The 24,333-nt window shown below is 69.5% G+C and carries 25 protein-coding genes, 1 tRNA gene, 1 other RNA gene and 1 pseudogene; 14 read left to right on the forward strand and 14 right to left on the reverse strand.

The genetic code is table 11. From position 1 onward, the window contains the following. Positions 1 to 131 precede the first annotated feature (131 nt). A complete protein-coding gene (locus M6G65_RS23295) occupies positions 132 to 3,398 on the reverse strand; it encodes an efflux RND transporter permease subunit (protein ID WP_250102940.1) in 3,267 nt (1,088 codons plus the stop codon). A gap of 273 nt (positions 3,399 to 3,671) precedes the next feature. Next, the gene (locus M6G65_RS23300) at positions 3,672 to 4,520 is read right to left on the reverse strand and encodes an outer membrane protein (protein ID WP_238197714.1); all 849 of its coding nucleotides are present in this window, start codon (positions 4,518 to 4,520) and stop codon (positions 3,672 to 3,674) included. A 306-nt stretch (positions 4,521 to 4,826) separates the two neighbouring features. Here M6G65_RS23300 and tuf point away from each other — a divergent pair, with 306 nt between their 5' ends. The 6 genes from tuf (at position 4,827) to rplA (ending at position 8,770) form a co-directional block, all read left to right on the forward strand. Next, positions 4,827 to 6,017, forward strand: a complete 1,191-nt coding sequence (tuf, locus tag M6G65_RS23305; RefSeq protein WP_238200379.1) for an elongation factor Tu — start codon at positions 4,827 to 4,829, stop codon at positions 6,015 to 6,017. 197 nt (positions 6,018 to 6,214) lie between these two features. Continuing rightward, positions 6,215 to 6,291: transfer RNA gene (locus tag M6G65_RS23310), tRNA-Trp, on the forward strand. Positions 6,292 to 6,489: 198 nt separating this feature from the next. Further along, on the forward strand, positions 6,490 to 6,786 hold the full coding sequence (gene secE / locus M6G65_RS23315) for a preprotein translocase subunit SecE (RefSeq protein ID WP_056526345.1): 297 nt from the start codon (positions 6,490 to 6,492) through the stop codon (positions 6,784 to 6,786). 73 nt (positions 6,787 to 6,859) lie between these two features. Next, a complete protein-coding gene (gene nusG / locus M6G65_RS23320; protein WP_012320778.1) occupies positions 6,860 to 7,393 on the forward strand; it encodes a transcription termination/antitermination protein NusG in 534 nt (177 codons plus the stop codon). Positions 7,394 to 7,610: 217 nt separating this feature from the next. Further along, positions 7,611 to 8,060, forward strand: a complete 450-nt coding sequence (gene rplK, locus M6G65_RS23325; RefSeq protein ID WP_238196987.1) for a 50S ribosomal protein L11 — start codon at positions 7,611 to 7,613, stop codon at positions 8,058 to 8,060. Between the two features lie 11 nt (positions 8,061 to 8,071). Next, the gene (gene rplA / locus M6G65_RS23330) at positions 8,072 to 8,770 is read left to right on the forward strand and encodes a 50S ribosomal protein L1 (protein ID WP_250102941.1); all 699 of its coding nucleotides are present in this window, start codon (positions 8,072 to 8,074) and stop codon (positions 8,768 to 8,770) included. A 384-nt stretch (positions 8,771 to 9,154) separates the two neighbouring features. Here rplA and M6G65_RS23335 read toward each other — a convergent pair whose 3' ends face one another. From M6G65_RS23335 to M6G65_RS23360, 6 genes and pseudogenes are all read right to left on the reverse strand, one after another. Beyond that, positions 9,155 to 10,699, reverse strand: a complete 1,545-nt coding sequence (locus M6G65_RS23335) for a DegQ family serine endoprotease (protein ID WP_250102942.1) — start codon at positions 10,697 to 10,699, stop codon at positions 9,155 to 9,157. Positions 10,700 to 10,814: 115 nt separating this feature from the next. Beyond that, entirely contained in the window at positions 10,815 to 11,780 is a 966-nt protein-coding gene (gene hflC / locus M6G65_RS23340) for a protease modulator HflC (protein WP_250102943.1), read from the reverse strand. Further along, positions 11,777 to 12,951 (reverse strand): annotated as a pseudogene (gene hflK / locus M6G65_RS23345) (FtsH protease activity modulator HflK). Before hflK ends, hflC begins: the two are co-directional and overlap by 4 nt. A 283-nt stretch (positions 12,952 to 13,234) precedes the next feature. Beyond that, positions 13,235 to 13,726, reverse strand: a complete 492-nt coding sequence (locus M6G65_RS23350; protein ID WP_238196983.1) for a dihydrofolate reductase — start codon at positions 13,724 to 13,726, stop codon at positions 13,235 to 13,237. Then, positions 13,723 to 14,517, reverse strand: coding sequence for a thymidylate synthase (locus M6G65_RS23355; RefSeq protein WP_238196982.1), 795 nt, complete (start codon positions 14,515 to 14,517; stop codon positions 13,723 to 13,725). The genes M6G65_RS23350 and M6G65_RS23355 overlap by 4 nt, the downstream gene beginning before the upstream one ends. A gap of 79 nt (positions 14,518 to 14,596) precedes the next feature. Next, positions 14,597 to 15,298 carry a CPBP family intramembrane glutamic endopeptidase gene (locus M6G65_RS23360; RefSeq protein ID WP_250102944.1) on the reverse strand — a complete coding sequence of 234 codons (702 nt, stop codon included), beginning with the start codon at positions 15,296 to 15,298 and terminating at the stop codon, positions 14,597 to 14,599. A gap of 146 nt (positions 15,299 to 15,444) precedes the next feature. Between M6G65_RS23360 and ssrA the strand changes: the two genes are divergently transcribed. From ssrA to M6G65_RS33560, 3 genes are all read left to right on the forward strand, one after another. Further along, positions 15,445 to 15,827, forward strand: a transfer-messenger RNA (tmRNA) gene (gene ssrA, locus M6G65_RS23365). Between the two features lie 63 nt (positions 15,828 to 15,890). Then, positions 15,891 to 16,517 carry an SspB family protein gene (locus M6G65_RS23370; protein WP_192711261.1) on the forward strand — a complete coding sequence of 209 codons (627 nt, stop codon included), beginning with the start codon at positions 15,891 to 15,893 and terminating at the stop codon, positions 16,515 to 16,517. 305 nt (positions 16,518 to 16,822) lie between these two features. Continuing rightward, positions 16,823 to 16,957, forward strand: a complete 135-nt coding sequence (locus tag M6G65_RS33560) for a hypothetical protein (RefSeq protein ID WP_283214867.1) — start codon at positions 16,823 to 16,825, stop codon at positions 16,955 to 16,957. Here the strand turns inward: M6G65_RS33560 and M6G65_RS23375 are convergent. Further along, positions 16,954 to 18,342 carry a cytochrome P450 gene (locus tag M6G65_RS23375; RefSeq protein WP_238196980.1) on the reverse strand — a complete coding sequence of 463 codons (1,389 nt, stop codon included), beginning with the start codon at positions 18,340 to 18,342 and terminating at the stop codon, positions 16,954 to 16,956. The two genes, M6G65_RS33560 and M6G65_RS23375, sit on opposite strands and share 4 nt — an antisense overlap. Positions 18,343 to 18,463: 121 nt before the next feature. On the opposite strand from M6G65_RS23375, the gene fumC reads away from it, so the two are divergent. The 4 genes from fumC to M6G65_RS23395 all read left to right on the forward strand — a co-directional run bounded on the left by fumC (position 18,464) and on the right by M6G65_RS23395 (position 21,139). After that, entirely contained in the window at positions 18,464 to 19,873 is a 1,410-nt protein-coding gene (gene fumC, locus M6G65_RS23380; protein WP_238196979.1) for a class II fumarate hydratase, read from the forward strand. A 59-nt stretch (positions 19,874 to 19,932) separates the two neighbouring features. Beyond that, positions 19,933 to 20,136, forward strand: coding sequence for a DUF4169 family protein (locus tag M6G65_RS23385; protein ID WP_238196978.1), 204 nt, complete (start codon positions 19,933 to 19,935; stop codon positions 20,134 to 20,136). A 70-nt stretch (positions 20,137 to 20,206) separates the two neighbouring features. Then, on the forward strand, positions 20,207 to 20,431 hold the full coding sequence (locus M6G65_RS23390; RefSeq protein ID WP_238196977.1) for a ribbon-helix-helix domain-containing protein: 225 nt from the start codon (positions 20,207 to 20,209) through the stop codon (positions 20,429 to 20,431). Positions 20,432 to 20,512: 81 nt separating this feature from the next. Beyond that, positions 20,513 to 21,139, forward strand: coding sequence for a ParB-like protein (locus tag M6G65_RS23395; protein ID WP_238196976.1), 627 nt, complete (start codon positions 20,513 to 20,515; stop codon positions 21,137 to 21,139). A 40-nt stretch (positions 21,140 to 21,179) separates the two neighbouring features. Here the strand turns inward: M6G65_RS23395 and M6G65_RS23400 are convergent, their stop codons facing one another. The 5 genes from M6G65_RS23400 to M6G65_RS23420 all read right to left on the reverse strand — a co-directional run bounded on the left by M6G65_RS23400 (position 21,180) and on the right by M6G65_RS23420 (position 23,018). Continuing rightward, on the reverse strand, positions 21,180 to 21,593 hold the full coding sequence (locus tag M6G65_RS23400; protein ID WP_238196997.1) for a hypothetical protein: 414 nt from the start codon (positions 21,591 to 21,593) through the stop codon (positions 21,180 to 21,182). Next, positions 21,590 to 21,985, reverse strand: coding sequence for a phage holin family protein (locus tag M6G65_RS23405; RefSeq protein ID WP_192711254.1), 396 nt, complete (start codon positions 21,983 to 21,985; stop codon positions 21,590 to 21,592). The genes M6G65_RS23400 and M6G65_RS23405 overlap by 4 nt, the downstream gene beginning before the upstream one ends. 9 nt (positions 21,986 to 21,994) lie before the next feature. Further along, entirely contained in the window at positions 21,995 to 22,165 is a 171-nt protein-coding gene (locus M6G65_RS23410; RefSeq protein ID WP_250102945.1) for a hypothetical protein, read from the reverse strand. A 1-nt stretch (position 22,166) separates the two neighbouring features. After that, the gene (locus tag M6G65_RS23415) at positions 22,167 to 22,436 is read right to left on the reverse strand and encodes a hypothetical protein (protein ID WP_250102946.1); all 270 of its coding nucleotides are present in this window, start codon (positions 22,434 to 22,436) and stop codon (positions 22,167 to 22,169) included. 162 nt (positions 22,437 to 22,598) lie between these two features. Beyond that, positions 22,599 to 23,018, reverse strand: coding sequence for a DUF4383 domain-containing protein (locus M6G65_RS23420; RefSeq protein ID WP_238196974.1), 420 nt, complete (start codon positions 23,016 to 23,018; stop codon positions 22,599 to 22,601). Between the two features lie 639 nt (positions 23,019 to 23,657). On the opposite strand from M6G65_RS23420, the gene M6G65_RS23425 reads away from it, so the two are divergent. Then, positions 23,658 to 24,278: a BA14K family protein gene (locus M6G65_RS23425; RefSeq protein ID WP_238196973.1), complete on the forward strand. Its 621-nt coding sequence runs from the start codon at positions 23,658 to 23,660 to the stop codon at positions 24,276 to 24,278. The last annotated feature ends 55 nt before the right edge of the window (positions 24,279 to 24,333 follow it).

A 24,333-nucleotide genomic window follows, 5' to 3' on the forward strand; every position in this document is an offset into this window, starting at 1 on the left:
CCCGGGACCGCGCAGCGGAGCCCGGGACCCAAAGCCGCCGACATGCCGGATCCTGGCAGAACCGCGGCTCTGGAGTCCGGGCTCGCCTTCGGCGCCCCGGCATGACGGTGCCCGCTCCGCTTGCCTGATCGTCAAGCGGCCGGCTGCGCGCCCGGCTCCAGGTAATCCTGCACCGGCTGGGCCGGGCCGCCCCGCATCAGCACGTAGAGGAACGGCACCAGAAGCAGCGTCGCCGGCGTCGCGAAGGCGATGCCGCCCATGACGGCGCGGGCGAGCGCGGCGTTCTGCTCGCCGCCCTCGCCGGTGCCCAGCGCCATCGGGATCAACCCCAGGAACATCGCCGAGGCGGTCATCAGCACCGGCCGCAGACGGGTCTCGCCCGCGGTGATCGCCGCCTCCAGGGCGCTGCAGCCGGTTTCCTCCCGGTGCTCCTTGGCGAAGGTGACGAGCAGGATCGAGTTCGCCGAGGCGATGCCCACCGACATGATCGCCCCGAAGATCGACGGGATCGAGAACGTGGTCCCGGTGATGAACAGCGCGAAGGTGATGCCGCAGAAGGCCATCGGCAGGGCCGCGATCACCACGAAGGGGTCGCCCCAGCTCTGGTAGTTCACCGCCATCAGCAGGTAGACGGCGATCAGCGCGATGGCGAGGCCGACCTCCAGGCGGAAGAAGGCCGAGCGCATGTTCTCGATCTGCCCGCGCACCGTGATCTTGTCGGGCGCCTCCAGGTTCTTCTGCTCGTCCTGGACGATCGCGTCGATGTTGCGGGCCACCGCGCCGAGATCCCGGTCCTGGACCGAGGCGAAGATGTCGAAGGTCGGCTGGATGTTGACGTGGCTGATCATGGTCTGCGTCGGCACCCGGCGGATGTCGGCGAGGCTGGAGAGCAGCGTCAGCACGCCCGGACCGGAGCCGGTGGTCGCGGAGCGCACGAACATCGGCGTGTTGCGCAGGTCGGTGAGCGAGCTGTTGCGGTATTCGGGCGTCTGCACCCAGAGCTGGTAGGGAATGCCGGTCTTCGGATCGGGCCAGAAGTTCGGCGTCACCTGGTAGCTGCCCGACAGCGAGATGTTCATGTTCTGCGCCACCTGCTGCTCGGTCAGCCCGAGTTCGGAGGCGAGGCGCCGGTCGACGTCGACGTAGAATTGCGGCTCGTTGACGATCTGCTGCAGGTGCACATCGACGAGGCCCTTGGTGTGCTTCAGCCGCTGCACGATGCGCTGAGCGACCTCCAGATCCTTCTCCTTGTGGCGGCCGGAGACCTGCACGTCGATCGGGGTGATCACGCCGAAATTCAGGATCTGGGTGATCATGTCGGCGGGCTGGAAATAGACGACCACGTCGGGGAAGCGCTTCATCAGCACCGCGCGCAGGCGCTTCTGATAGCCGGCCACCGGGTGGTGCCCCTCCTTGAGGCTGATCAGCATCTGGCCGTCGTTGTAGGAGACGAACGAACCGTCCGAGAACGCGAAATTGTAGTTGTTCGACGGCAGGCCGATGTTCTGGAGGATCTGGTCAACCTCGTCCGGCGGGATCACCTCGCGGACCGTGTCCTCGATCTCGGCGAAGACCTGCCGGGCGGTCTCGATGCGCATGCCGGTGCGGGTGCGCAGATGCATGGTCATCTGGCTCGCCTCGATCTGCGGGAAGTAGTCCTGGCCGACGAACACGAACAGCACCCCGGTCAGGCCGAGCACGCCGCCGACCGCGCCCAGGGTGACGATCCGGTGGCGCAGCACCGCGTGGAGCAGGCCGACATAGCCGCGGTGGAACCGCGCGAAGCCGCGCTCGAAGTGGCCATGGATCCAGCCGGCAAGCCGCATCACGGGGGCGCCGACGAGACCGACGGCCCGGGCGATCCGGCCCCGGCGGGGAGCCTCGTGCGCGGCCCGATTCTTGGCGTGCTTCTGCCGGTATTCCGGCGCCACGATCACGTCGATCAGCAGCGGCACCAGGGTGCGCGACAGCAGGTAGGAGGTCAGCATCGCGAACACGACCGCGAGCGCCTGCGGGGTGAACAGGTACTTTGGCGTGTCGGTCAGCGCGAACACCGCCGTGAAGGCGGCGCAGATCGCCAGCGTCGAGATCAGGGCCGGCTTGGCGATTCCGGCGGCGCCGTGGACCACGCTTTCGCGGAACTCCTCGCCCTCCTCGAACAGCCGGTAGGTGTTCTCGATCGCCACCGTGGCGTCGTCCACCAGGATGCCGACCGCGAGCGCGAGGCCACCGAGCGTCATGACGTTGATGGTCTGGCCCAGGGCCGCCAGCACCGCGAGCGAGGTCATCACGCAGAGCGGGATCGAGATCAGCACGATGATCGCCGAGCGCCAGGAGCCGAGGAACAGCAGGATCGCGAGCCCCGTGAGCGCCGCCGCGGTGAGCGCCTCGTGCAGCACGCCCTCGATGGCGTTCGAGACGAAGACCGATTGATCGAACAGCTGCTTGATCGACAGGCCGTCGGGCGCCGCCGCGCGGATCGTCGGCATCGCCGCCTTGACGTTGTTGACGACGTTGAGGGTCGAGGCGGTGCCGTTCTTGATGATCTGCATCAGCACGGCCTGCCGGCCGTCGGCGCTGACCACGTTGACCTGCGGCGGGCCGCCGTCGCGGACATAGGCGACGTCCCGGATCAGCACGGGCTGCCCGGCGACCACCTTGATCGGCGCGGTGTTGAGCGTCTCGATCGACGGCGGGGTGGCGTTGAGCTGGACGGGATATTGCTGCTCGCCGATCTTGGTGAGACCGGACGGCACCGTCAGGTTCTGGGCCGTCATGGCGTTGGTGACGTCGAGCGGCGTCAGGCCGAGCGCCTGCAGGGCGTTGAGATCGAGATCGACCATGATCTGCCGGGGGGCGCCGCCGAACGGGGATGGCAGGGTCGAGCCCGGGACCTGCGCGAGCGTCTGGCGGATCCGGTACTGGGCGTAATCGTAGACCTCGTTGAGGCTCTGCTTGGCCGAGGTCAGGGCGAGCTGGATCACCGGCACCGACGAGGCCGAATAGCGCACGATCACCGGCGGCTGCGTGCCGGTGGGCATCACCGCGCGGATCGAGTTGGTGGACGACACGACCTGCGCGATGGCGAGGTCGATGCTGACCGAGGGGTCGAAGTAGATCCGCTGGACCGCCGTGCCCTGGAGCGTCGCCGATTCCATGCGGCGGATGTTGTTCACGTTGTTGGAGATGCCGTACTCGGCATAGGTGGTGATGCGCTGTTCCATCTCCGGCGCGGACAGGCCGGTATAGGTCCAGACCACCACGACGACCGGGATATCGACGACCGGCAGCACGTCCTTGGGCGTGACGAGGATCGCCCCGACGCCGCCGAGCATCATCAGCACCGCGAGCACGTAGGTCGTGATCCGGAACTTGAGGGCGTAGAGGACGAGGCCCATGCGGTCTCCGCCGGCCGGCGGCGGGCCGGCAACTCCGCGTTGTGTACCGGCACACCGGACACCCAGTATGTTTCGGTATCACGTCCAGGGAGGCAAGGGGCGGGCCGCGTCGCCGCAGGGTCGTGGCCGTTTCCGCCGCCGAGGCGGGGCCATGCGGTCTGCGCCGGCGCTCGGGACAGAGCCGGCATGAAAAAGGGCGCGCGCCGGTTCCGGCGCGCGCCCTGAAAGATCCGCCCGGGCCGTTCGGCGTCCGGGCGATACGATTCGTGGCCCTTAGAGGCCGCCGAACTTGTAGTTGAAGCCTGCGCGGACGATGCTGCCCTCGGTCCGGAAGCGCGAAATGTAGCCCGAGCCGACGCCGACGCCCGGGATCGCGCCGACGAGCACGTTCCGGCTGCCGAGATCGTAGTGGACGTACTCGGCCTTGACCGTCAGGGCGTCGTACTTCAGGCCCAGATACCGGCCCACCGCGAAGGTGTTCAGGAAGCTGTCGGTGGGCAGCGCGAACTCGATGCCGCCGCCGTAGGCGAAGCCCGTCTCGAAGTCGTCGTGGCGGCCCGCGAAGGCGAGGCGGCCGTTCGGCGCGAAGAAGTTCGCGTCGTAGAAGACGTTGCCGTAGGCCAGACCGCCGAGGCCGTACACCATCACGCGGTCGAAGGCGTAGCCGACTCGACCCACGAGCGTGCCGACCCAATCGGTGCCCTGACGGAAGCTGCTCAGCGCACCGGTGCTGCCGAGATAGGCGCGGTTCTTGGCCAGATCGGTCCAGTCGATGCTGTTGGCGATGCCGACCACGATGCCCGAGCCGGGGGTGAACTGGTAGTTGTAGCCGGCCGTGCCGCCGATGTTGGCGAAGCCGTCATCGGAGATCCGGGTCGCGGCCGGGCGGGCACCCGTCGCCACGTTGGCGGCGTTCACCGGCGAGATGCCGACCGTGGTGATCCGCTGGCTGTCGGTGAAGGTGTAGGCCGTCTCGAGACCGCCGTAGAAGCCCGTCCAGGTGAAGACCGGCACCGGCGTGAACACCGGCGGCGGGGCGGCGCGGCGCGGCAGGTCGGCGGCCGAAGCGGCGGTCGCGACGAGGGCCGTCGCGGCGGTGGCGAGGAGGAGCTTCTTGATCATGGTGGCGAGATCCGACGTTTCGCGTTGTTGCCCGCAGTTAAGCTCGGCCGCACTGATCCCGCTATGCCCGCAATGCCACAGTGTGACCTGAAAGCGCCCGAACACTGCCGAGGACTGCTATCGCCCCGTGCACGATTCGCCCTCGGCGCTTGACAGCGGACCGCCCGCCAGACGCGTCCCGCGCGCCGGAGCTTGATCGCGGGCGGCCGACCCTCTAAGCGGACCGCGCTTTTCGCCCCGTTCCGAGTTCGGGGCGGCCGAGTCAATCCGGGGCACCGATCCGGTCCCCGCGCAGGAACGGGAATCATGGGCAAGGAAAAGTTCTCCCGCACCAAGCCGCACTGCAACATTGGCACGATTGGCCACGTTGACCACGGCAAGACGTCGCTGACGGCGGCGATCACGAAGGTTCTGGCGGAGTCGGGCGGCGCGACGTTCACGGCCTACGACCAGATCGACAAGGCACCGGAGGAGAAGGCGCGCGGGATCACGATCTCGACGGCGCACGTGGAGTACGAGACGCAGAACCGGCACTACGCGCACGTGGACTGCCCCGGCCACGCCGACTACGTGAAGAACATGATCACGGGCGCGGCGCAGATGGACGGCGCGATCCTGGTGGTGTCGGCGGCTGACGGCCCGATGCCGCAGACCCGCGAGCACATCCTGCTGGCGCGTCAGGTCGGCGTTCCGGCGCTGGTGGTGTTCCTCAACAAGGTCGACATGGTCGACGACGAGGAGCTCCTGGAGCTGGTCGAGCTGGAGGTGCGCGAGCTCCTGTCGAAGTACGACTTCCCCGGTGACGACATCCCGATCACCAAGGGCTCGGCGCTGATGGCGCTGGAGGACAAGGAGCCGAAGATCGGCCGGGACGCGGTTCTGGCGCTGATGGCGACGGTGGACAGCTACATCCCGCAGCCGGAGCGTCCGATCGACCTGCCGTTCCTGATGCCGATCGAGGACGTGTTCTCGATCTCGGGCCGCGGCACGGTGGTGACGGGCCGCGTCGAGCGCGGGATCGTGAAGGTCGGCGAGACGGTGGAGATCGTCGGCATCCGCGACACGCAGACCACGACGGTCACGGGCGTGGAGATGTTCCGCAAGCTGCTCGACCAGGGTCAGGCGGGCGACAACGTCGGCGTGCTGCTGCGCGGCACGAAGCGCGAGGACGTGGAGCGCGGCCAGGTCGTGTGCAAGCCGGGTTCGGTGAAGCCGCACGCCAAGTTCAAGGCCGAGGCGTACATCCTGACCAAGGAAGAGGGCGGCCGTCACACGCCGTTCTTCACGAACTACCGGCCGCAGTTCTACTTCCGCACGACGGACGTGACCGGGATCGTGACGCTGCCCGAGGGCACCGAGATGGTGATGCCGGGCGACAACGTGACCATGGACGTGGTGCTGATCGTGCCGGTGGCCATGGAGGAGAAGCTGCGCTTCGCCATCCGCGAGGGCGGCCGCACCGTCGGTGCCGGCGTCGTCGCCGCCATCAACGACTGAAGCCCGACCCGGGGCGGGTCCCGCGCCGCCCTGCCCTGCCACGCCGGTCCTCGTCTCGACGGGGGCCGGCGTCGCCGTTTTGGGGCGGTGACACGGTTTTTTCGGCGGGGCAGCGCCGCGACCCCGCATCCGGAGCGCCCCTTCCCGCATACAGCCTCTTGCAAGCCGAGCCCCGATGGGGCATTGGGCGGTGCGCTAGGAGTGTAGCTCAACTGGTCAGAGCGCCGGTCTCCAAAACCGGAGGTTGCGGGTTCGAGTCCCTCCACTCCTGCCAGATTCCCGGCCCGTCAGAGAACCTGCCCGATTGCGCGCGGCAGCCCGGTCGACAAGCCGGGGGAGTTGCGCTAGAGCGGGCGCAATCCGAGATCTGAAGCGACCGTCGGTGCGGGCCCATCCGGGTCCTCGGCGCCGATATTCGCATTCCCGGATGCGGTCTCTGCCTCGGGGCCGAACACGCACAGACACTGGCGCCATGGCATCGAACGAAGCGACCAAGAAGGTGGACCTGGTGCGCGGCGCAGCCCGCGGCCCCGCGAACCCGCCGCCGGCCCGGCCGGCGACGCCGGCGCGCGCGCCGCAGAAGCGCGCCACGCCGGGCGAGTTCTTCGCGCAGGTCCGCGACGAGGCGCGCAAGGTCACGTGGCCGAGCCGCCGGGAGACCACGATCACGACGATCATGGTCTTCGTGATGGTCGTGGCCGCCAGCCTGTTCTTCACGGTCGTGGATCAGGCCCTGCGCTTCCTGGTCGGCCTGATCCTGGGCGTCTGAGTCGGAGGCGTCTGAGGGCGGCTCGCCGCCGGTCGGGGGAGACCCCGCGGACTTGTCGGAGTTGAACGGAACCGTGTCGAAGCGCTGGTACATCGTCCACGCCTACTCGAACTTCGAGAACAAGGTTGCCCAGTCCATCAAGGACCAGGCGGCCCAGCGCGGGCTGACCGAGCTGTTCGACGAGGTGATGGTCCCGACCGAGAAGGTCGTGGAGGTTCGCCGCGGCCGGAAGGTCGACGCCGAGCGCAAGTTCTTCCCCGGCTACGTCCTGGTGAAGTGCGACCTGACCGACGAGGTCTACCACCTCATCAAGAACACCCCGAAGGTCACAGGCTTCCTCGGTGCCGACAAGTCGAAGCCGGTTCCGATCCCCGATGCCGAGGCCGAGCGGATCAAGGGCCAGGTCGCCGAGGGCGTCGACCGGCCGAAGCCCTCGATCTCCTTCGAGATCGGCGAGACCGTCCGGGTCGCCGACGGCCCGTTCGCCAGCTTCAACGGCACCGTCGAGGAGATCGACGACGCCCGCTCCCGCCTCAAGGTGGCCGTGTCGATCTTCGGCCGGGCGACCCCGGTGGAGCTGGAATACGCCCAGGTCGAGAAGGCCTGAGCCTCCTGATTTCGGCGGCCCTTAGGCCGCTACGTCCTTCCGGCCGACGCTGAGCGGCGGCCGCGAACTTGCCCCATCCTCCTGAGGCTGGGGCATCATCCGCGGGAGATCCGCCCGGCCTCGCCTCCGGGATCCACGGCTCGCACCGCGACCTGCAACCGTCCGACCCGCCGCGCTTCAGGCCGCGTGGGGGCGGATTCTCATTGGGAGCAGTCCCATGGCGAAGAAGATCACGGGCTACGTGAAGCTTCAGGTCCCGGCCGGCGCGGCGAACCCGTCGCCGCCGATCGGTCCCGCGCTCGGTCAGCGCGGCCTCAACATCATGGAATTCTGCAAGGCCTTCAACGCGAAGACCGCGCAGATGGAGAAGGGCACCCCGATCCCGGTGATCATTACCGCGTATCAGGACCGCTCCTTCACCTTCGAGATGAAGCAGCCGCCGGTCACCTTCTTCCTGAAGAAGGCCGCCGGCCTGAAGCTCGGCAAGAAGCCCGCCTCCGGCTCCAAGACCCCCGGCAAGGGCCCGACGGTCGGCAAGATCTCCGAGGCGCAGCTGCGCGAGATCGCCGAGAAGAAGATGCCCGACCTCAACTGCGACTCGGTCGAGTCGGCCGTTGCCATGATCCGCGGCTCCGCCCGGGCCATGGGCCTCGAAGTCACGGCCTGAGGGAGGACATCATGGCTAAGGAAGGCAAGCGCATCCGCGCCGCCCGCGAGGGCATCGAGGTCACCAAGCTCTATCCCCTCGACGAGGCGATCAAGCTGGTGAAGGAGCGGGCGACCGCGAAGTTCGACGAGACCGTCGAAGTCTCGATGAATCTCGGCGTCGATCCCCGCCACGCCGACCAGATGGTCCGCGGCGTCTGCAACCTGCCGAACGGCTCCGGCCGGACGGTGCGCGTGGCGGTCTTCGCCCGCGGCGCCAAGGCGGACGACGCCAAGGCCGCCGGTGCCGACATCGTCGGCGCCGAGGATCTGCTGGAGATCGTGCAGAGCGGCAAGATCGACTTCGATCGCTGCATCGCGACCCCCGACATGATGCCGCTGGTCGGCCGTCTCGGTAAGGTGCTGGGCCCGCGCGGCCTGATGCCGAACCCGAAGGTCGGCACCGTCACCATGGACGTGAAGGGCGCCGTCGCCGGCGCCAAGGGCGGCTCGGTGGAGTTCCGCGTCGAGAAGGCCGGCATCGTCCATGCTGGCGTCGGCAAGGTCTCGTTCGACGCCGACAAGCTCGCCGAGAACATCAAGGCCTTCGCGGACGCGGTCGCCAAGGCCAAGCCCGCGGGCGCCAAGGGCACCTACGTCCAGCGCATCGCCGTCACCTCGGCGATGGGCCCGGGCGTGAAGGTCGAGCCGAACACGGTCCTGACCGCTTAAGGCCAGACTAATCAGCCACGCTGCGGAACGCCCGGCCGGAAACGGCCGGGCGTTTTCCGTTTCGGATGGAGCGACTGGCTCACCGCCACATCCTGGCGAGCCGCCAGACAGGGACGCTGGCGATCGGCTCCGCGGCCAGCTCGGCGATGGGTTCGGGAGCACCGCCCCGGCACGCGCGCTGACCGCGTGATCGCGGCGGCGCGGATGCGACCCGACGGCGGATCGGCGCGGCTGCGGATGCCAGAACGCATGATCGGCGCGGGCCTTTAAAGCCCGCGCCGATCAGACATCCGATCCCGTGTGGCGGGCGCGTTCCGAACATCGGGCCCGATGAGCCGCTTCGCGCGGCCTCGACAGCCCCTCGGAGGTCGTCCCTGACGTCGCTCAGTCCAGCCCGATGGCGACGAAGCGCACGTCGCCGGTGGCGCTCGCCACGAGCAGCAGGACCGACTTGCGGCCCTCCTTCTTCAGGGCATCGACCCGCTTGGTCACGTCGGCGGGGGTGCTCACCGCCTCCTGGCCGACCTCGACGATCACCTCGCCGGGCTGGATCCGCTTGTCGGAGGCCGTCGAGTTCGGATCGACACGAGTGACGACCACGCCCTTCACCGTGTCCTTGATGGAGTACTTCTTGCGCAGCTCGTCGGTGATGCCGGACAGGTTGAGGCCGAGCGCCTGACGGGTCGCGCTCTCGGGCTCCGGCTGGCGCAGGTTGGCGAGCTGCGGCTTGTCGCCGTCCTCCAGGCGGCCGAGGGTGACGGCCTTCGTCACCTCCTCGCCCTTGCGCATCACGACCACGTCGACCTTCTGGCCGACCGGGGTCGAGGCGACGATGCGCGGCAGGTCGCCGGACGCCTTCACGGGCGTCCCGTTGAACTTCACGATCACGTCGCCGAGCTCGATGCCGGCCGTCTTGGCCGGACCCTTCTCGCCGACGCCGGCCACCAGGGCCCCGCGCGCCCCGCCCTTCAGGTTGAGGGCTTCGGCGGTGGCGTCATCGACGTTCTGGATGCGCACGCCGAGCCAGCCGCGGCGGACCTCGCCGAAGTCGCGCAGCTGGTCGATCACGGGCTTGGCCGTGCCCGACGGAACCGCGAAGCCGATGCCCACCGAGCCGCCGGTGGGCGACAGGATCGCCGTGTTGATGCCGATGACCTCGCCGTCCATGTTGAACAGCGGACCGCCCGAATTGCCCTTGTTGATGGCCGCGTCGGTCTGGATGTAGTTGTCGTAGGGTCCGGACTCGATGTTCCGCCCCCGGGCCGAGACGATGCCGGCCGAGACCGAGCCGCCGAGCCCGAACGGGTTGCCGATGGCGATGACCCAGTCGCCGGGCCGCATCTTGTCGGAATCGCCGAACGGCACCGCCTTGAGGGGCCGGTCGGCCGTGGGCTTCACCCGCAGCACGGCGAGGTCGATCTTCGAATCCTTTCCGACGATCTCGGCCTTCAGCTTCGTGCCGTCGTGCAGGATGACCTGGATGTCGTTGGCGTCGCCGATGACGTGGTTGTTGGTCACCACGAGGCCGGCGGCATCGATGATGAAGCCGGAGCCGAGGGAGTTCGACTTGCGCTGCTGGCGGGGCGTGTCGTTGTCGCCCCGCTCGCCACCGCCGCCGCGACCGCCCCGGCGGTTGAAGAATTCCTCGAACAGGTCCTCGAAGGGCGTACCCGGAGGCACCTGCGGCCCGGCGCGGCCGCTGCGCGCCTCGACCGTGGTGGAGGCCGAAATGTTCACCACCGCGTCGGTGACCTGCTCGGCGAGGTCGGCGAGCGAGGCCGGGCCCTTGGCGAAGGCCGGGACCGGAAGGGCTGCCGTCGCCACCGACGCGCCGACCAAGATCGACGCCATCAGCGCGCGGGCGCGTGAGCGGGGTTGCGCCTTCGCGCGGCCGAAGGACGCCTCGGGGGCGCTCGCGACGGGGTACATGATCGACCTCTTCAAGAACGCGTTTCCGGCTCTGCGGGCAGCCGACCGGATGTCGGACGCCCGCCAATGTTGTCGCAAGGGATGTCGGCGCACTAGTGCGCCGACACGTACCCGGTCAGCGCCCTGCCCCGGCGGTGGAGCCGGTGGTGGCGCTCGGATCGGCGGGTCCGCGCGCGGGACGCGCCGCCGCGGCGGCCGCCCGACCCTGCGGATCGCTGAAGTAGCGGAAGAAGTCCGAACTCGGGCTGATCACCAGCCGGGTGTCGGAGCCCTTCAGCCCAGCTTCGTAGGCCTGCATCGACCGGTAGAAGCTGAAGAAGTCCGCATCCTGACCGAACGCGTCCGCGAGGATGCGGTTCTTGTCCGCGTCGCCTTGTCCGCGCAGCTGCTCGGATTTCTGAGTCGCCTCGGCGAGGATCACCGTGACCTCGCGGTCGGCCTTGGCGCGGATCGTGGCGGCGATCTGGTCGCCGTTGGCGCGGATGTCGGCGGCCTCGCGCTCGCGCTCGGTCTTCATCCGCTTGTAGACCGCGGCCGAGTTCTGCGCCGGCAGGTCGACACGGGTCATGCGCAGGTCGGCGATCTCGATGCCGAGCGCCTTGGCCTGCCGGTTCACGTCCTCCTGGATCTGGTGCATCAGCTGCCCGCGATCGGTCTTCACGATGGCGTCGCGGGTCGAGCGGGCCAGCACGTTGCGCAGGCCCGAATTGGTGAAGCTCGCGAGCCGCTGGTTGGCCAGCCCGATATTGCCCACCGCCTGGTAGAAGCGCAGCGGATCGAGGATCCGGTAGCGGGCGAAGGCGTCCACCTCCAGGTTCTGCCGGTCGGCGGTGAGCACCGTCTGCACCGGCAGGTCGAGGTCGAGCACGCGCTTGTCGAAGATCACGACGTTCTCGACGAACGGCACCTTGAAGTAGAGGCCGGGCTTGTCCTCGCCGGTGGCGTTGAGGACGGCGCGGACGCGGCCGAACTGCAGGACCAGCGCCTGCTGCATCTGGCCGACGGTGAAGATCGAGGCGTAGAGCCCGATCGCGACGATCGCCGCGATGGCGATCAGGCCGGTGCGGAGCGCCTGCTTCATCGGGCGGCTCCCGTCTGGCTCTGGACCCGGCCGCCGAACTCGGCGAGCGGCAGCACCGGCAGCACGCCGGCGGCCGAGGCCGTGCCGGCTGCGTCCCGTTCTGATCGATGATCACCTTGTTCACGGAGCCCAGAACCTTCTCCATCGTCTCCAGGAAGATCCGCTCGCGGCTGATCGCCGGGGCAGCCTTGTAGGAGGCGTAGACCTCGCTGAAGCGCGCCGCCTGTCCGGTGGCGTCGGCGGTCGCCTTGGTCCGGTAGGCCTCGGCCTGCTGGACGATCTGCGACGCACGACCCCGGGCCTGCGGCACTTCGCGGCTGGCGTAGGTCTTGGCCTCGTTCTGCGCCGTGTCGGCGTCCTGCTGGGCCGCGTTCACGTCGATGAAGGCGGGGCGCACCTCCGGCGGCGGGTTGACCGAGACGAGCTGCACCACCTCGATGCGCACGCCGGCACCGTATTCGTCCAGCGCCTTCTGGACCATCTCCTTCACCTCCTGGGCGATGCTCGACTGCTCGTTGGTGAGGATCGCCTGGATGTTGCGGCGGCCGATCACCTCACGCATCGCGCTCTCGGAGATCGCCTTGATGGTGCCCTCCGGGTTCTGGAGGTTGAACACGAAGTCGGAAGCCTTCAGCGGATTGATCCGCCACTGCACCTCGAAGTCGAGATCGGCGATGTTCTCGTCGCCGGTGAGGATCAGGCTCTCGTCGGGCACGTCGCGGTTGCGGCCCTGGCCGCCGGGGCCGGAACGGAAGCCGATCTGGATCGAGTTCTGCGAGCCGACATCCGGCTTGACAACGCCGCCGATCGGATAGGGGAAGTTGTAGCGCAGGCCCTCGCCCTTGGTGCCGACGTAGCGGCCGAAGATCGTCTCGATGCCGACCTGACGGGGGTAGACGGTGTAGAAGCCGGTCGCGAGCCAGATTGCCACGGCGAGAGCCGCGATCACGGCCGCGCTGCGGCCGCCGCCGATGCCCGCGGAACCGCCGCCGCCACCGTAGCCGCCGGTGCCGCCACCGCCCGGGATCAGGCCGCGCAGCCGGTCCTGCCCGCGCCGGAGCAGGTCCTCAAGGTTCGGCGGTGTCTTGCCGCCGTTGCCCCAGGGTCCGCCGCCGTTGCCGCCGGGCCGGCCCCACGGGCCCCCGCCGCCGCTCTGATTGCTCCAAGGCATCCTAGCCGTCGTCTCCTGCCTGTCCGCGCCCGACCGGAACCCCGGCCGACGCCCCCTGCGTGAACGGCCACGCTCGCCCGCCTAGTCCCGGCCCCAACGATCGGCCGCGATGCGGCCCGGTCCCTGAGGCCGGCCTAAGCGCCTGACCGCACGCATCTTCCCGCAGGATGCGGACGCCCGCATGGGCATGCGCACCTCACAGGCACCTGCGGGCGTGCGCCCCATGCTGTCAAGGCTGGCAGGTGGGCACGCGGAGCGCGGAAGGCAAATGCGGCGGCGCGCCTCAGCGGATGCGCTCCCAATCGACGAACGCGAAGGCGTGCTCGTCGCGCGGTCCGGCGGGATGCGCCTCGCGGAACGTTTCCCGGAACTGCGCCCGGTCGAAGGCCGGGAATCGCACGTCGCCGTCCGGCTCGGCCGCCACCTCGGTCAGGTGCAGCCGGTCGGCCTGCGCGAGGGCGAGTGCGTAGATCTCGGCCCCGCCCACCACCATCAACTCGGTGCCGGCGGCGGCGGCCAGCGCGGCCTCCCAGTCGTGGACAACTTCGGCGCCCTCGGCGCGGAAGCCGCGGTCCCGGGTCAGGACAAGCGTGCGGCGGCCGGGGAGCGGCCGGCCGATCGAATCCCAGGTGCGCCGGCCCATCAGCATCGGCTTGCCCATGGTCAGGGCCTTGAAGCGGTTGAGGTCGCTGGACAGGTGCCAGGCCAAGCCGTTGTCGCGGCCGATGACGCCGTTGCGGGCGACGGCAGCGACCAGGGCAATGGTCGTGCTCATACCGCCACCGGGGCCGCGATGGCGGGATGCGGCTCGTAGCCGTCGATGGCAATGTCCTCGTACCGGAAGGCGAAGAGGTCGCGGACCTCCGGGTTGAGCCGCAGCTGCGGCAGCGGCCGCGGGGCGCGGGCCAGCAGGGTCCGGGTCTGCTCCAGGTGGTTCCGGTAGAGATGGGCGTCACCGAAGGTGTGGACGAAGTCGCCGACACCGAGGCCGGTCACCTGGGCGATCATGTGGGTCAGGAGCGCGTAGCTCGCGATGTTGAACGGAACGCCCAGGAAGGCGTCCGCCGAGCGCTGGTAGAGCTGGCAGGAGAGCCGCCCCTCGCTGACATAGAACTGGAACAGGCAGTGGCAGGGGGCGAGCGCCATCCGGTCGAGATCGGCCGGGTTCCAGGCTGAGACGATCAGGCGGCGGGAGTCGGGGTTGCGCCGGATCTCGTCGAGCACCCAGGCGATCTGGTCGACCGTGCCGCCTCCGGGCTTCTCCCAGGAGCGCCACTGCCGGCCGTAGACCGGGCCGAGATCGCCATTCGCGTCGGCCCACTCGTCCCAGATCGTCACGCCGTTCGCCTGGAGCGCGGACACGTTGGTGTCGCCCGTCAGGAACCAGAGCAGCTCGTGGATGATCGAGCGCAGGTGCAGCCGCTTTGTGGTGACCAGCGGGAAGCCCGCCGACAGGTCGAAGCGCATCTGGTGGCCGAACACCGAGAGCGTGCCGGTGCCGGTCCGGTCGTCCTTGGCGACGCCCGCGTCGAGGATGCGCCGGAGCAGGTCGTGATAAGCGTCCATGGCCCATTCCTGCGCGTCGGCGCGCCGCCCGGCAAGTTGGCCGCCGGCATATGTCCACCGCCGTCCCGCATCATGGTGATCAGCCCGGCCAGAGCAGATAGGTCACCAGGGCGAGGTTCGACCAGCCGTGCAGGGCGATGCCCGGCCACAGCCGGCCGGTGCGCCAGCGCAGCCAGCCCAGCGCCAGGGCGAGCGGCAGCAGCGAGACCGGCCGGGCGAGCCCCCAGGACGAGATGTGGGCGGCGGCGAAGATGATCGCGGTGACCAGGATCGCCCCAACAGGCCCCACCGCCGCGCCGGCACGGGCGAAGGCCTCGCCGCGCAGCAGCAGCTCCTCGGCCACGGGGGCCAGAATCGCAAGATAGACGAGCCAGGCCGCGACGGCGGCCTGGCTCATGAACGGCGACAGCCGCACGTGCTGGCCGAAGCTCGCGCCGAACAGCTCCGCCGTGCCGGTGACCCAGGCGATGTGCAGCACCGGCCAGACCAGGAGCAGGCCCAGCAGCGCGACCGGCCGCATCCCGTTCGGGCGCTCGCGGTCCAGGGCGAGGCGACGCCGCCAGCCGGACCGGTCGCGCCACCACGCGCCGCCGAGCACCAGGGCCGCGAGGAAGACTTGGCGCAGGGCGTCGATCGCGAAGGCCCGGTGGGCGAGTTCCACCGCGCCGAGAAACGGGCGCCGCTCCGGGGGCAGGAACGGGTCGATCCCGTTCCACAGGTCGAAGCCGACGCGCACGGCGGCCAGCGACAGCAGGCTCGCCGCGCCGAGATAGAGGATCACGAGGGCGACCAGGGCGCCGAGACGCCAGTCGCCGCCCAGGCCCGGTCGAGCGGCCCGCGGTGGTCGGGGCCAGAGGCGCGCGACTGCGCACTTCCGGCAACAGCCTCGTCCGGAGGCTCCAAATGAGACAGCGGCGCGACACGATCGGGCTTCAAAACCGGACCGATCCCCTCTATATCTTGGGAGCCGGTCGCGAGGCCGGCTATGGCGATAAACGTTCTTCGCAATAAACCTATCGGACCCGGGGGCGGTACCCGGCGCCTCCACCCGAACCCAGGACATGCTGCCGCAAGGCGCGTGACCGCGAGCCTGGGTTCCGGCGGGGGCGAAATAGGATCGGCGAGGGCGTAAAGGTTGGACTTTCGCTCGGCATGGTTCCGCCGTTATCGGGCCTTTGCAATAGTTGCCAACGACAACTTTGCTCCGGTGGCGGTGGCCGCGTAAGCGGTCCCCAATACCGACCTAAAGACCTAGCGGGTAGCACCGCATAGGCGGGGTTCGGAGGCACCTGGCAACAGAAGCCTCCACTCATTCCTCGGTCCGGCCATCCGCGGCGGGGCGCCGGGCAGACCGGGCTAGAGCGCGACCGCAGATGGCAGACGACCTGATCCGCTACGATCTCCTGGTACAGGACGCCCTGCGCGGCGTCGTGCGCAAGGTGCTGACCGACGCGGCCCGCGAGGGGCTGATGGGCGAGCACCATTTCTACGTCTCGTTCCGGACGGAAGCGCCCGGCGTGCGGATGTCGCAGGCCCTCCGCGAGAAGTACCCGCAGGACATGACGATCGTCCTGCAGCACCAGTTCTGGGACCTCAACGTCACCGAGCACGCCTTCGAGGTCGGCCTGTCCTTCTCGGGCGTGCCGGAGCGCCTGCTGGTGCCGTTCGACGCCCTGTCGGGCTTCTTCGACCCCTCCGTGCAGTTCGGCCTGAAGTTCGACCTCAGCGAGGCCGGCGAGACCCCCGAGGAGGCGAACACCGCCCCGGCCAAGCCCGGCCCGCGCGGGGCCGGTTCGGAGCCCAGCGAGGTGCGGCCCAAGAGCGCCGGCCTCGCCACGATCGGCGCGAGCGCGCCGAAGGGACTTCCCGCGCCCGCCGCCCAGGGCGAGAAGGCCGCCGGCACGTCCGACGACAAGGCGCCCCGCCCCGCCGCCAAGAAGGAGGGCGAGGAGGGCAGCGCCGAGGTCGTGAGCCTGGACGCCTTCCGCAAGAAGAGCTGAACTTCCCCGGCCGACTCGACGGCCGGGGGTTCATGCGGTGGACGACACGGTCGAGCAGCCGATGCTGTCGGCGAGCGAGTGGACGCATCGCGCCAAGCGCTTCAACGAAGGCGTGAAGCTTACCGCGACGGTCTTCAACGCCACGGCGATCCTGACACTCGGAACGGCCTTCATAACGCTGCTGGTTCAGCACCCGACGGCTGTCCTGACGAGCGGCGGATGGGCTTTCCTGCTGGCAGCCCTCCTCCTACATCTGATCGGTCAGATCGCGCTTCATTTGTTCCTGCGGGCGGAGGAAGAGCGACATGCCACAGACCTATGCTCTCCAGATCCCGGTCGTCGCGGTCGCCGTGTCGGCGCCGGGCCTCGGAGGCTTGTTCGTCGCCGCACGGATCTACGACCGCAACACGCGCAAGCTCGAAGCGCGGCAGGGCGATTAGGCCCGCCGCTCGGCCTCCATGCGTAAGCCGTGCTCCGGCCGGAGCGTTACCCGGTGGAGCGGCGTGATCGGCGGGTGATCCTCCGGCAGCCGGAAGCGCACCGCCCGGACCACGTGCGCCAGCAGGATCACCGCCTCCTGGATCGAGAAGCTCTGGCCGATGCAGACCCGCGGCCCCGCCCCGAACGGCAGGTAGGCGAAGCGCGGGATCGCGTCCCGATTCCCGGGCAGGAAACGCTCCGGCACGAAAGCCTCCGGGTCCTCCCACAGCAGGTGGTGGCGGTGGAGCACCCAGGGTGCCACCATCACCAGCGAGCCCCGCGGCACCTTGATCCGGCCGAGCCGGTCGTCCCGGATCGCCTGCCGGCTGAGGAACGGCACCGGCGGGAACAGCCGCATCGCCTCCTCGATCACCGCCCGGGTGAAGGGCAGGCGCTCGACGGCGAAATCCCCCGGCCCGGCCGCGTCGACTTCGGCCTCGACCCGCGCCTGAGCGGCGGGATCCTGCGACAGGCAGTAGAGCGCCCAGGTCAGGGAATTGGCCGTGGTCTCGTGGCCGGCGGCGATGAAGGTGACGATGTTGGCCTTCACGGCGAGGTCCGAGAGCCCGTTGCCGGTCTCGGGATCCTGCGCGGCGAGCAGCAGCGTCAGCAGGTCCCGGGGCGCCTCGCCCTGCCCCATCAGCGCCTTGCGCCGGGCGATGAGCGCGTCGACCACCTCGGCGAAGAAGCGGCCCGCCGGGCGCGCCCGCAGGCGGCCGATCCGCGGCACGAAATCGGGCACGCCGAACACGTCGAGGGGATCGATCGGCCCCACCGCCTCCAGGAAGCGCGTGATGGCGCGGCCCAGCGCGTCGGGATCGCTCGGCAGCCCCTGCGTGAAGATCGTCCGCTCCAGCACGTCGAGGGTGACGCGGGTCATCTCCAGGGCGACGTCGACCGGCTTGCCGTCGCGCCGGACGAGGCGGCGGCCGAGCCGCGCCCCGGCGGCGTTCATCGCGTCAGAGAAGCCCTGGACCGTGCGGGCGTTGAAGATCGGCGCCAGCGTCCGACGCTGGAGCCGCCACTCGTCGCCCTCGGCGCTGAGCAGGCCGTTGCCGAGCCCCGGGGCCAGGACCCGCCGCTGCAGGTCGTCCTTGCGGTAACCGTCGGCGTTCTCGATCAGCAGGTAGCGGATCAGCGCCGGGTCGCTCACCAGGGTGATCCGGCCCATCGCGCTCTCGGCCGCCACGACCGGCAGCTTGAAATGCGCGTCCATCCAGGTGGTGATCGGATTCTTCCGGGCCGCCCGCAGGAACTCGAACAGGCCGAGCGGCTCCTTCAGCGGGGGCGGCACGGTCGGGCGAAACCGCGTGGCGGGCTCGGGCAGATCGATCGTGGCGCTCATCGGCTCCTTGTCCGGCGGGAACAGAGCCCCGCCCTTGTCGGCGCGCCGGGAAAACCGGCATCGCGATTCCCCCGCGCCTCATTTAAGTAGGCACCGCACTGCACCAGACGTAGAGGCCACGATGTCGCCCACCGAGACAGCCACCCGCACCGAGTCCGACACCTTCGGGCCGATCGAGGTTCCGGCGCATCGCTACTGGGGCGCGCAGACGCAGCGCTCGATCCAGAACTTCAAGATCGGCACCGACCGGATGCCGGCGCCGCTGGTGCACGCCCTCGGGGTGGTGAAGCAGGCCGCCGCCCTGGTGAACAAGGATCTCGGCGCCCTCGACCCGAAGCTCGCCGACGCCATCGCGGCCTCGGCCGCCGAGGTGGTGGAGGGCCGCCACGACGACGAGTTCCCGCTCGTCATCTACCAGACCGGCTCGGGCACCCAGTCGAACATGAACGCCAACGAGGTGATCGCCAGCCTCGCCAATGAGCGGCTCGGCGGCCACCGCGGCGGCAAGTCGCCGGTCCACCCGAACGACCATTGCAACCGCGGCCAGTCCTCCAACGACACCTTCCCCACCGCCATGCACATCGCGGTGGCCCGCGAGATCCAGGGCCGCCTGTTGCCGGCGCTCAGCCACCTGCACGCGGCGCTCGACGCCAAGGCCAAGGAATTCGAGTCGATCGTCAAGATCGGCCGCACCCACCTGCAGGACGCGACGCCGGTCTCGCTCGGCCAGGAATTCTCCGGCTACGTCGCGCAGGTCGCGCTCGGCGGCTCGCGGGTCGCCGCGACCCTGCCGGGTGTCCTGGCCCTCGCCCAGGGCGGAACCGCGGTCGGCACCGGCCTCAACGCCCATCCGGAATTCGCCGAGCGCTTCGCCGCCAAGGTCGCCGAGCTGACCGGCCTGCCCTTCACCTCGGCGGAGAACAAGTTCGAGGCGCTCGCCACCCACGACGCCCTGGTGTTCACGCAGGGTGCCCTGTCGGCGCTGGCCGCCGGCCTGTTCAAGATCGCCCAGGACATCCGCTTCCTCGCCTCGGGCCCGCGCTCCGGCCTCGGCGAGCTGTCGCTGCCCGAGAACGAGCCCGGCTCGTCGATCATGCCCGGCAAGGTCAACCCGACCCAGTGCGAGGCCCTGACGATGGTCTGCGCCCAGGTGATCGGCAACGGCACCACGGTGAGCTTCGCCGGCTCCCAGGGCAATTTCGAGCTCAACGTGTTCAAGCCGGTGATCGCCAACGCGGTGTTGCAGTCGATCCGCCTGCTCGCCGACGCGGCCGTGAGCTTCACCGACAATTGCGTCGTCGGCATCAAGGCCAACGAGGACAAGATCGCCGACCTGATGAGCCGCTCGCTCATGCTGGTCACCGCGCTCGCCCCCTCGATCGGCTACGACAAGGCCGCCGAGATCGCCAAGACCGCGCACAAGAACGGCACGACCCTCAAGGAGGAGGCCCTGCGCCTCGGCTACGTCACCGAGGAGGAGTTCGAGCGCGTGGTCCGGCCGGAGACCATGCTGGCCCCCAGCGCCGATTAAGTTTGCGACCTGGCCGGCGCGGATGTCCTGCGCCGGCCGCCATTGCCGGGAGGCGATCCATGGCCGAGATCATCAACCTGCGTCAGGTCCGCAAGGCGAAGGCCCGCGCCGAGGCCGACACGAAAGCCGAGGCCAACCGGATCGCCTTCGGACAGCCGAAGAAGGCCAAGACGCTCCAGCAGCGCCGCAAGGTCCTGGAGACCGAGCGGCACGAGGGCCACCGCCTGGAGCGGGCCGCCTCCGAGCCCGATACCGCAAAATGATCCTGTCGCTCCCCGGCCGGCGTCCTTGCGAGCGGAGCGAAGCGGGGATGGGGCGCGCAGCCGATCCCGCATGAGCGCCGGCGTCACCAAGCGCTCCGTGATGATCGCAGGCCACCGCACCAGCGTCTCCCTGGAGGATCCGTTCTGGGCGGCGCTGCGCGAGGTCGCGGAAGCGCGCGGCCAGTCGGTCCAGGCGCTCATCGGCGCGATCGACGCCGGGCGCGGCGCGCAGAACCTGTCCTCGGCGATCCGGGTGTTCGTGCTGGAGGCCGTGCGGGCGATCCCGGAAACGTGAGCGCCCTGCGCCCTGTCCGCTCCCGTCATCCTGAATATGTTGCGACGATCGCGTGACAAAACCACGCAGGAAGGATCGTCCATGGCCAATCGCGAACCGCTGCTCAAGCCCGTCCCCATCGCCGAGCTGCGCCCGACGCAGATGACGGTGGGCTACCGGGAGGTGGCGGAGAAGCGGCGGCGCTGGCGGGACTACGACGGCGAGAAGAAGAAGGAATTTCTCGGCGCTCACATGATCCCGACGCTGCTCGGGCCGAAGAAGCACCACTACATCATCGACCACCACCACCTGTCCCGGGCCCTGCACGAAGAGGGCGTCGAGAGCGTGCTGGTCACCGTAGTGGCGGACCTGCACTACCTCGACAAGGACGCCTTCTGGACGGTGTGCGATCACAAGTCCTGGGTGCATCCCTACGATGCCGAGGGCGTGCGTCAGCACTTCAAGGACATCCCGAAGTCGATCGATGCGCTGGTGGACGACCCCTACCGCAGCCTCGCCGGCGAGCTGCGCCGGGCCGGCGGCTTCGCCAAGGACACGACGCCGTTCAGCGAGTTCCTCTGGGCCGACTTCCTGCGGCGGAACATCAAGGAGAAGCGCATCGAGAACGACTTCGACGCCGCCCTGGAGAAAGCGATGGGCCTCGCCAAGTCGAAGGATGCCGACTACCTGCCCGGCTGGTGCGGGCCGGTGACGCGCCGCCAGCACTGAGGGCCGCGGCCCGGCTCGAAGCGTCGAAGCGCGAAGGGCCTTACTTGGTGATCCGCACCGAGACAGGATCGCTGCCGGGAAAGCTCTCCTCCAGCGCATCGTCGAGCCGCGCGTGCATCGGGTCCGGATGGTTCTCCGGCAGGCGGCGGTCCGGCATCGCCGTCGCGGACGGGACGAGGGTCAGGCGCCGTCGCTCCGCGGCGGTCCGGAAGGCCTCGTAGACGAGCAATCCGAAGCCGGCCGCGATCAGTAGCGCCGGCACGGGATTGAGCCGGACATCTTGGGCGATCCGCTCCACGGTCTCGCTCGCGGCCTGCCCCGAGCGGCGCAGATCGGCCAAGTCGCGCGGAATCCCCGGCTGGTTGAACCGGGCCTGCAGATCGGCCAGCGTCCGGTCCAGGCGCCCGCGGCTCGCCTCGACGTCTCGTTCCAGCTTGTCCGGCGCGTCGCTCATGTGTCCATCCGTTCCGTCAGAACCTGCGCGTCCTGCTTGACCTGCCGCCCCGTCCGGGTCGGCTCCAGTGTGGACAGCGACGTCTTGCTGCGTCCGAACAGGCCGAGGCCGATCGCCAGCAGGAGGAAGACGCCGCCCACGATCAACGCGGCCAGCGCGTCCGACTGCACGAGGACGGCAATGCCCTTCACCAGGGCGAGGAGCAGCGTGAACAGGCCCGCGATGGCGAACACCGCCGCCACGAGCAGCAGGCTGAGCCCGAAGCTGATGCGATGGACGCCCTGCGCAAGCTCGGTGCGGAACAGCGTGATCTCGCTGCCGACGAGGTCCCGCAATTCGCGGACCGCATCGCCGACCAGGGTTGGGATGCTGCGCAAGCCCGGCTCAGCCATGACGTCCTCCTAAAGGTCCGGTGTCGGGAAGACATCGACCGGAATCACGGCATGCGAGCGCGGGATCGGGCGGATCTTCGAAGCATTCAACGTGCGGTACAGCGCGAACCCGGCCAGGACGGCCGCCGCGGTCGCCAAGGCGGGACGGCGCCGGATGGCGGCGTGCACCTCGTCGTACATCTCACTGAACGAGCGGCGCGATGCTGTCGGCCAATTCGTCAACGCCGAGCGCGGCCTGCCCGAAGAATTCCTTCAGCTGCGGCAGCCCGTCGAAGTTGCTGCCGGTGTCGCGGATCGCGTCACCGACATCCGAGACCAGCCGAGCCGCGTCGGCCTTGCGCTTGTCGGCATAGCCCTGGGTCTGCTGGCGCAGCGTCTCCGCCAGGCTCTGAGCCGCGCCGGCATCGGGATCGGCGGCGCGGGATCCCTGATCCTGAGCACCATTCGGCATGACGCGACTCCTGTAAGGCACTCTGGATCAGGAAAACCGCAAGCCTTGAATACCGTTCCGCTGCTCCGACGCGTCAGCGGACTCCATCGCCGGGACGAACGGCGCTGTTCGAGCCGTGTCGATGCGGCCGCCCGGCCGCGCCCCTCGGCGCAGCCTCTCCCCTCAAGCCTGCGAGTAGCCTCCGGCGGGCCGTTTGTGGATGAATCCGAAATACGCCGCGACGACAGCAAGTCCGGCGTGCAGCCACACGTCATTGCCGTAGATCGGCACAAGGCCGAACGTGGTGCTGGTGGCCGGGATCAGGCCCAGCACGGTCAGAAGCCCGTAGATGAGCGCCACGCCCCGTCCATAGTGGATCGAGCCGATGACGGTCCGCGCCGCCAGGAGGCCCCAGACGCCGAACGCCAGGTGCACGAGGTTGTGCAGCACATTGACCGGAAACAGCCCGAGCGCGAGCCGGGACTCGGACGTCACGACCATGCCGGGATGCGCGTGCTCGGGCGACAGGCCGGGGATGAAGCCGGATATTCCAGCCAGCAGGAACACGACGCCAAAGACGGCGGCGAAAGCGCGAACGGACATGAGACCTCCTGTTCCGATGAACCGTCATCGCGCGCTGACCGAGGGTGTTCCTGCGTCGTGCCAGCGCGGGGTGCGGCGGGGCGCGGTCGCCGCGGCGGTGCGAGCCAGCGCCTCGGCGTGCCACCCGCTCCGCGCCGCACCGTGTCACGGCAGACGCGATGGAGACCGCACCGGTAGCCGGCCGAGAGCCGCGACCGTCCGTGTTGCGATACGCCTGGGCGCGGGGGCGCTGGCAAGGCGGTGACCAGCTCATGTCCCATCCCCACCCTCATCCTGAGGTGCCGCGTCAGCGGGTCTCAAAGGAGGGCTCCAGGGATCGCCGCGGCATCTGGAGGGCTCCTTCGAGGCCTCCGCTGCGCTTCGGCAGCTCAGGATGAGGTCGAGGGTAGAAAAGCCCAACCCGACGCAACGGCCCGTGTCCTGCCGTCGGCCATCTCGACGTGGTCGGGGACGGCTCTCGAGGACGCCGGCGCCGAGTCGTTCGTCCTCGATCCAGGCCGGCCCTGCGGAGACCCATCGACGGCTCCAGAATCTCGGGCCTGCACGGCCTGCGGCGACACGGACCGATTGCGGCGGGACCAACCCGGTCGCCGCCGTGTTGTCCCGTCAGATACTCCTCACACATATCGGCGGAACACGATGAACCGTATCGTCTTGACGGCTGCAACGATCGTTGGCGCGCTGGCGCTGATCCCGGCTTCGGCCGATGCGCGAGGCTTCGGAGGGGGCGGATTCCGCGGTGGTGGATTCCACGGTGGCGGCTTCGGCGGTGGCTTCCGCGGCGCTGGCCTGGGTGCCGGCGGCTTTCGCGGCGGCGCCGTCGGCGGCGGCTTCCGAGGCAATGCGCTCGCGGGCGGAGGATTCCGGGGCGGCTTGGCCGGCCGAGGGATCGCCGGCCGTTCGGGCCTGCGCGGGGCCGGCTTTGTCGGCAATCGCGGGTTTGCCGGACGCGGCTTCCGCCGTGGCGGAGGCTTCGGCTACGGCGGCCTGGGGCTCGGCGTCGGCTTAGGTCTTGCCGGTGCCGGTCTGGGCTACGGCTACGGGGCCTTCGACGATGGCTATTACGGAGCCGACTTCGGACCGGCCGGCTACGGCGCCGGCTACGCGCCGGTCGGATACGGCGCCGACCTGGGCACGACCGAATCCGAGGCCACGACGCCGGACAACTCCGTCAGCTACTGCGTCCAGCGCTTCCGGTCATACGATCAGCGCACGGGAACCTACCTGGGCAACGATGGCCGTCGGCATCACTGCCCGTAGGCCGCAGCGGCGCGATCCGACCTGACTTGAGGCCCCGGGCGGAGACGTCCCGGGG

The sequence above is a fragment of the Methylobacterium tardum genome, from assembly GCF_023546765.1.
Classification (GTDB): Bacteria; Pseudomonadota; Alphaproteobacteria; order Rhizobiales; family Beijerinckiaceae; genus Methylobacterium; species Methylobacterium tardum.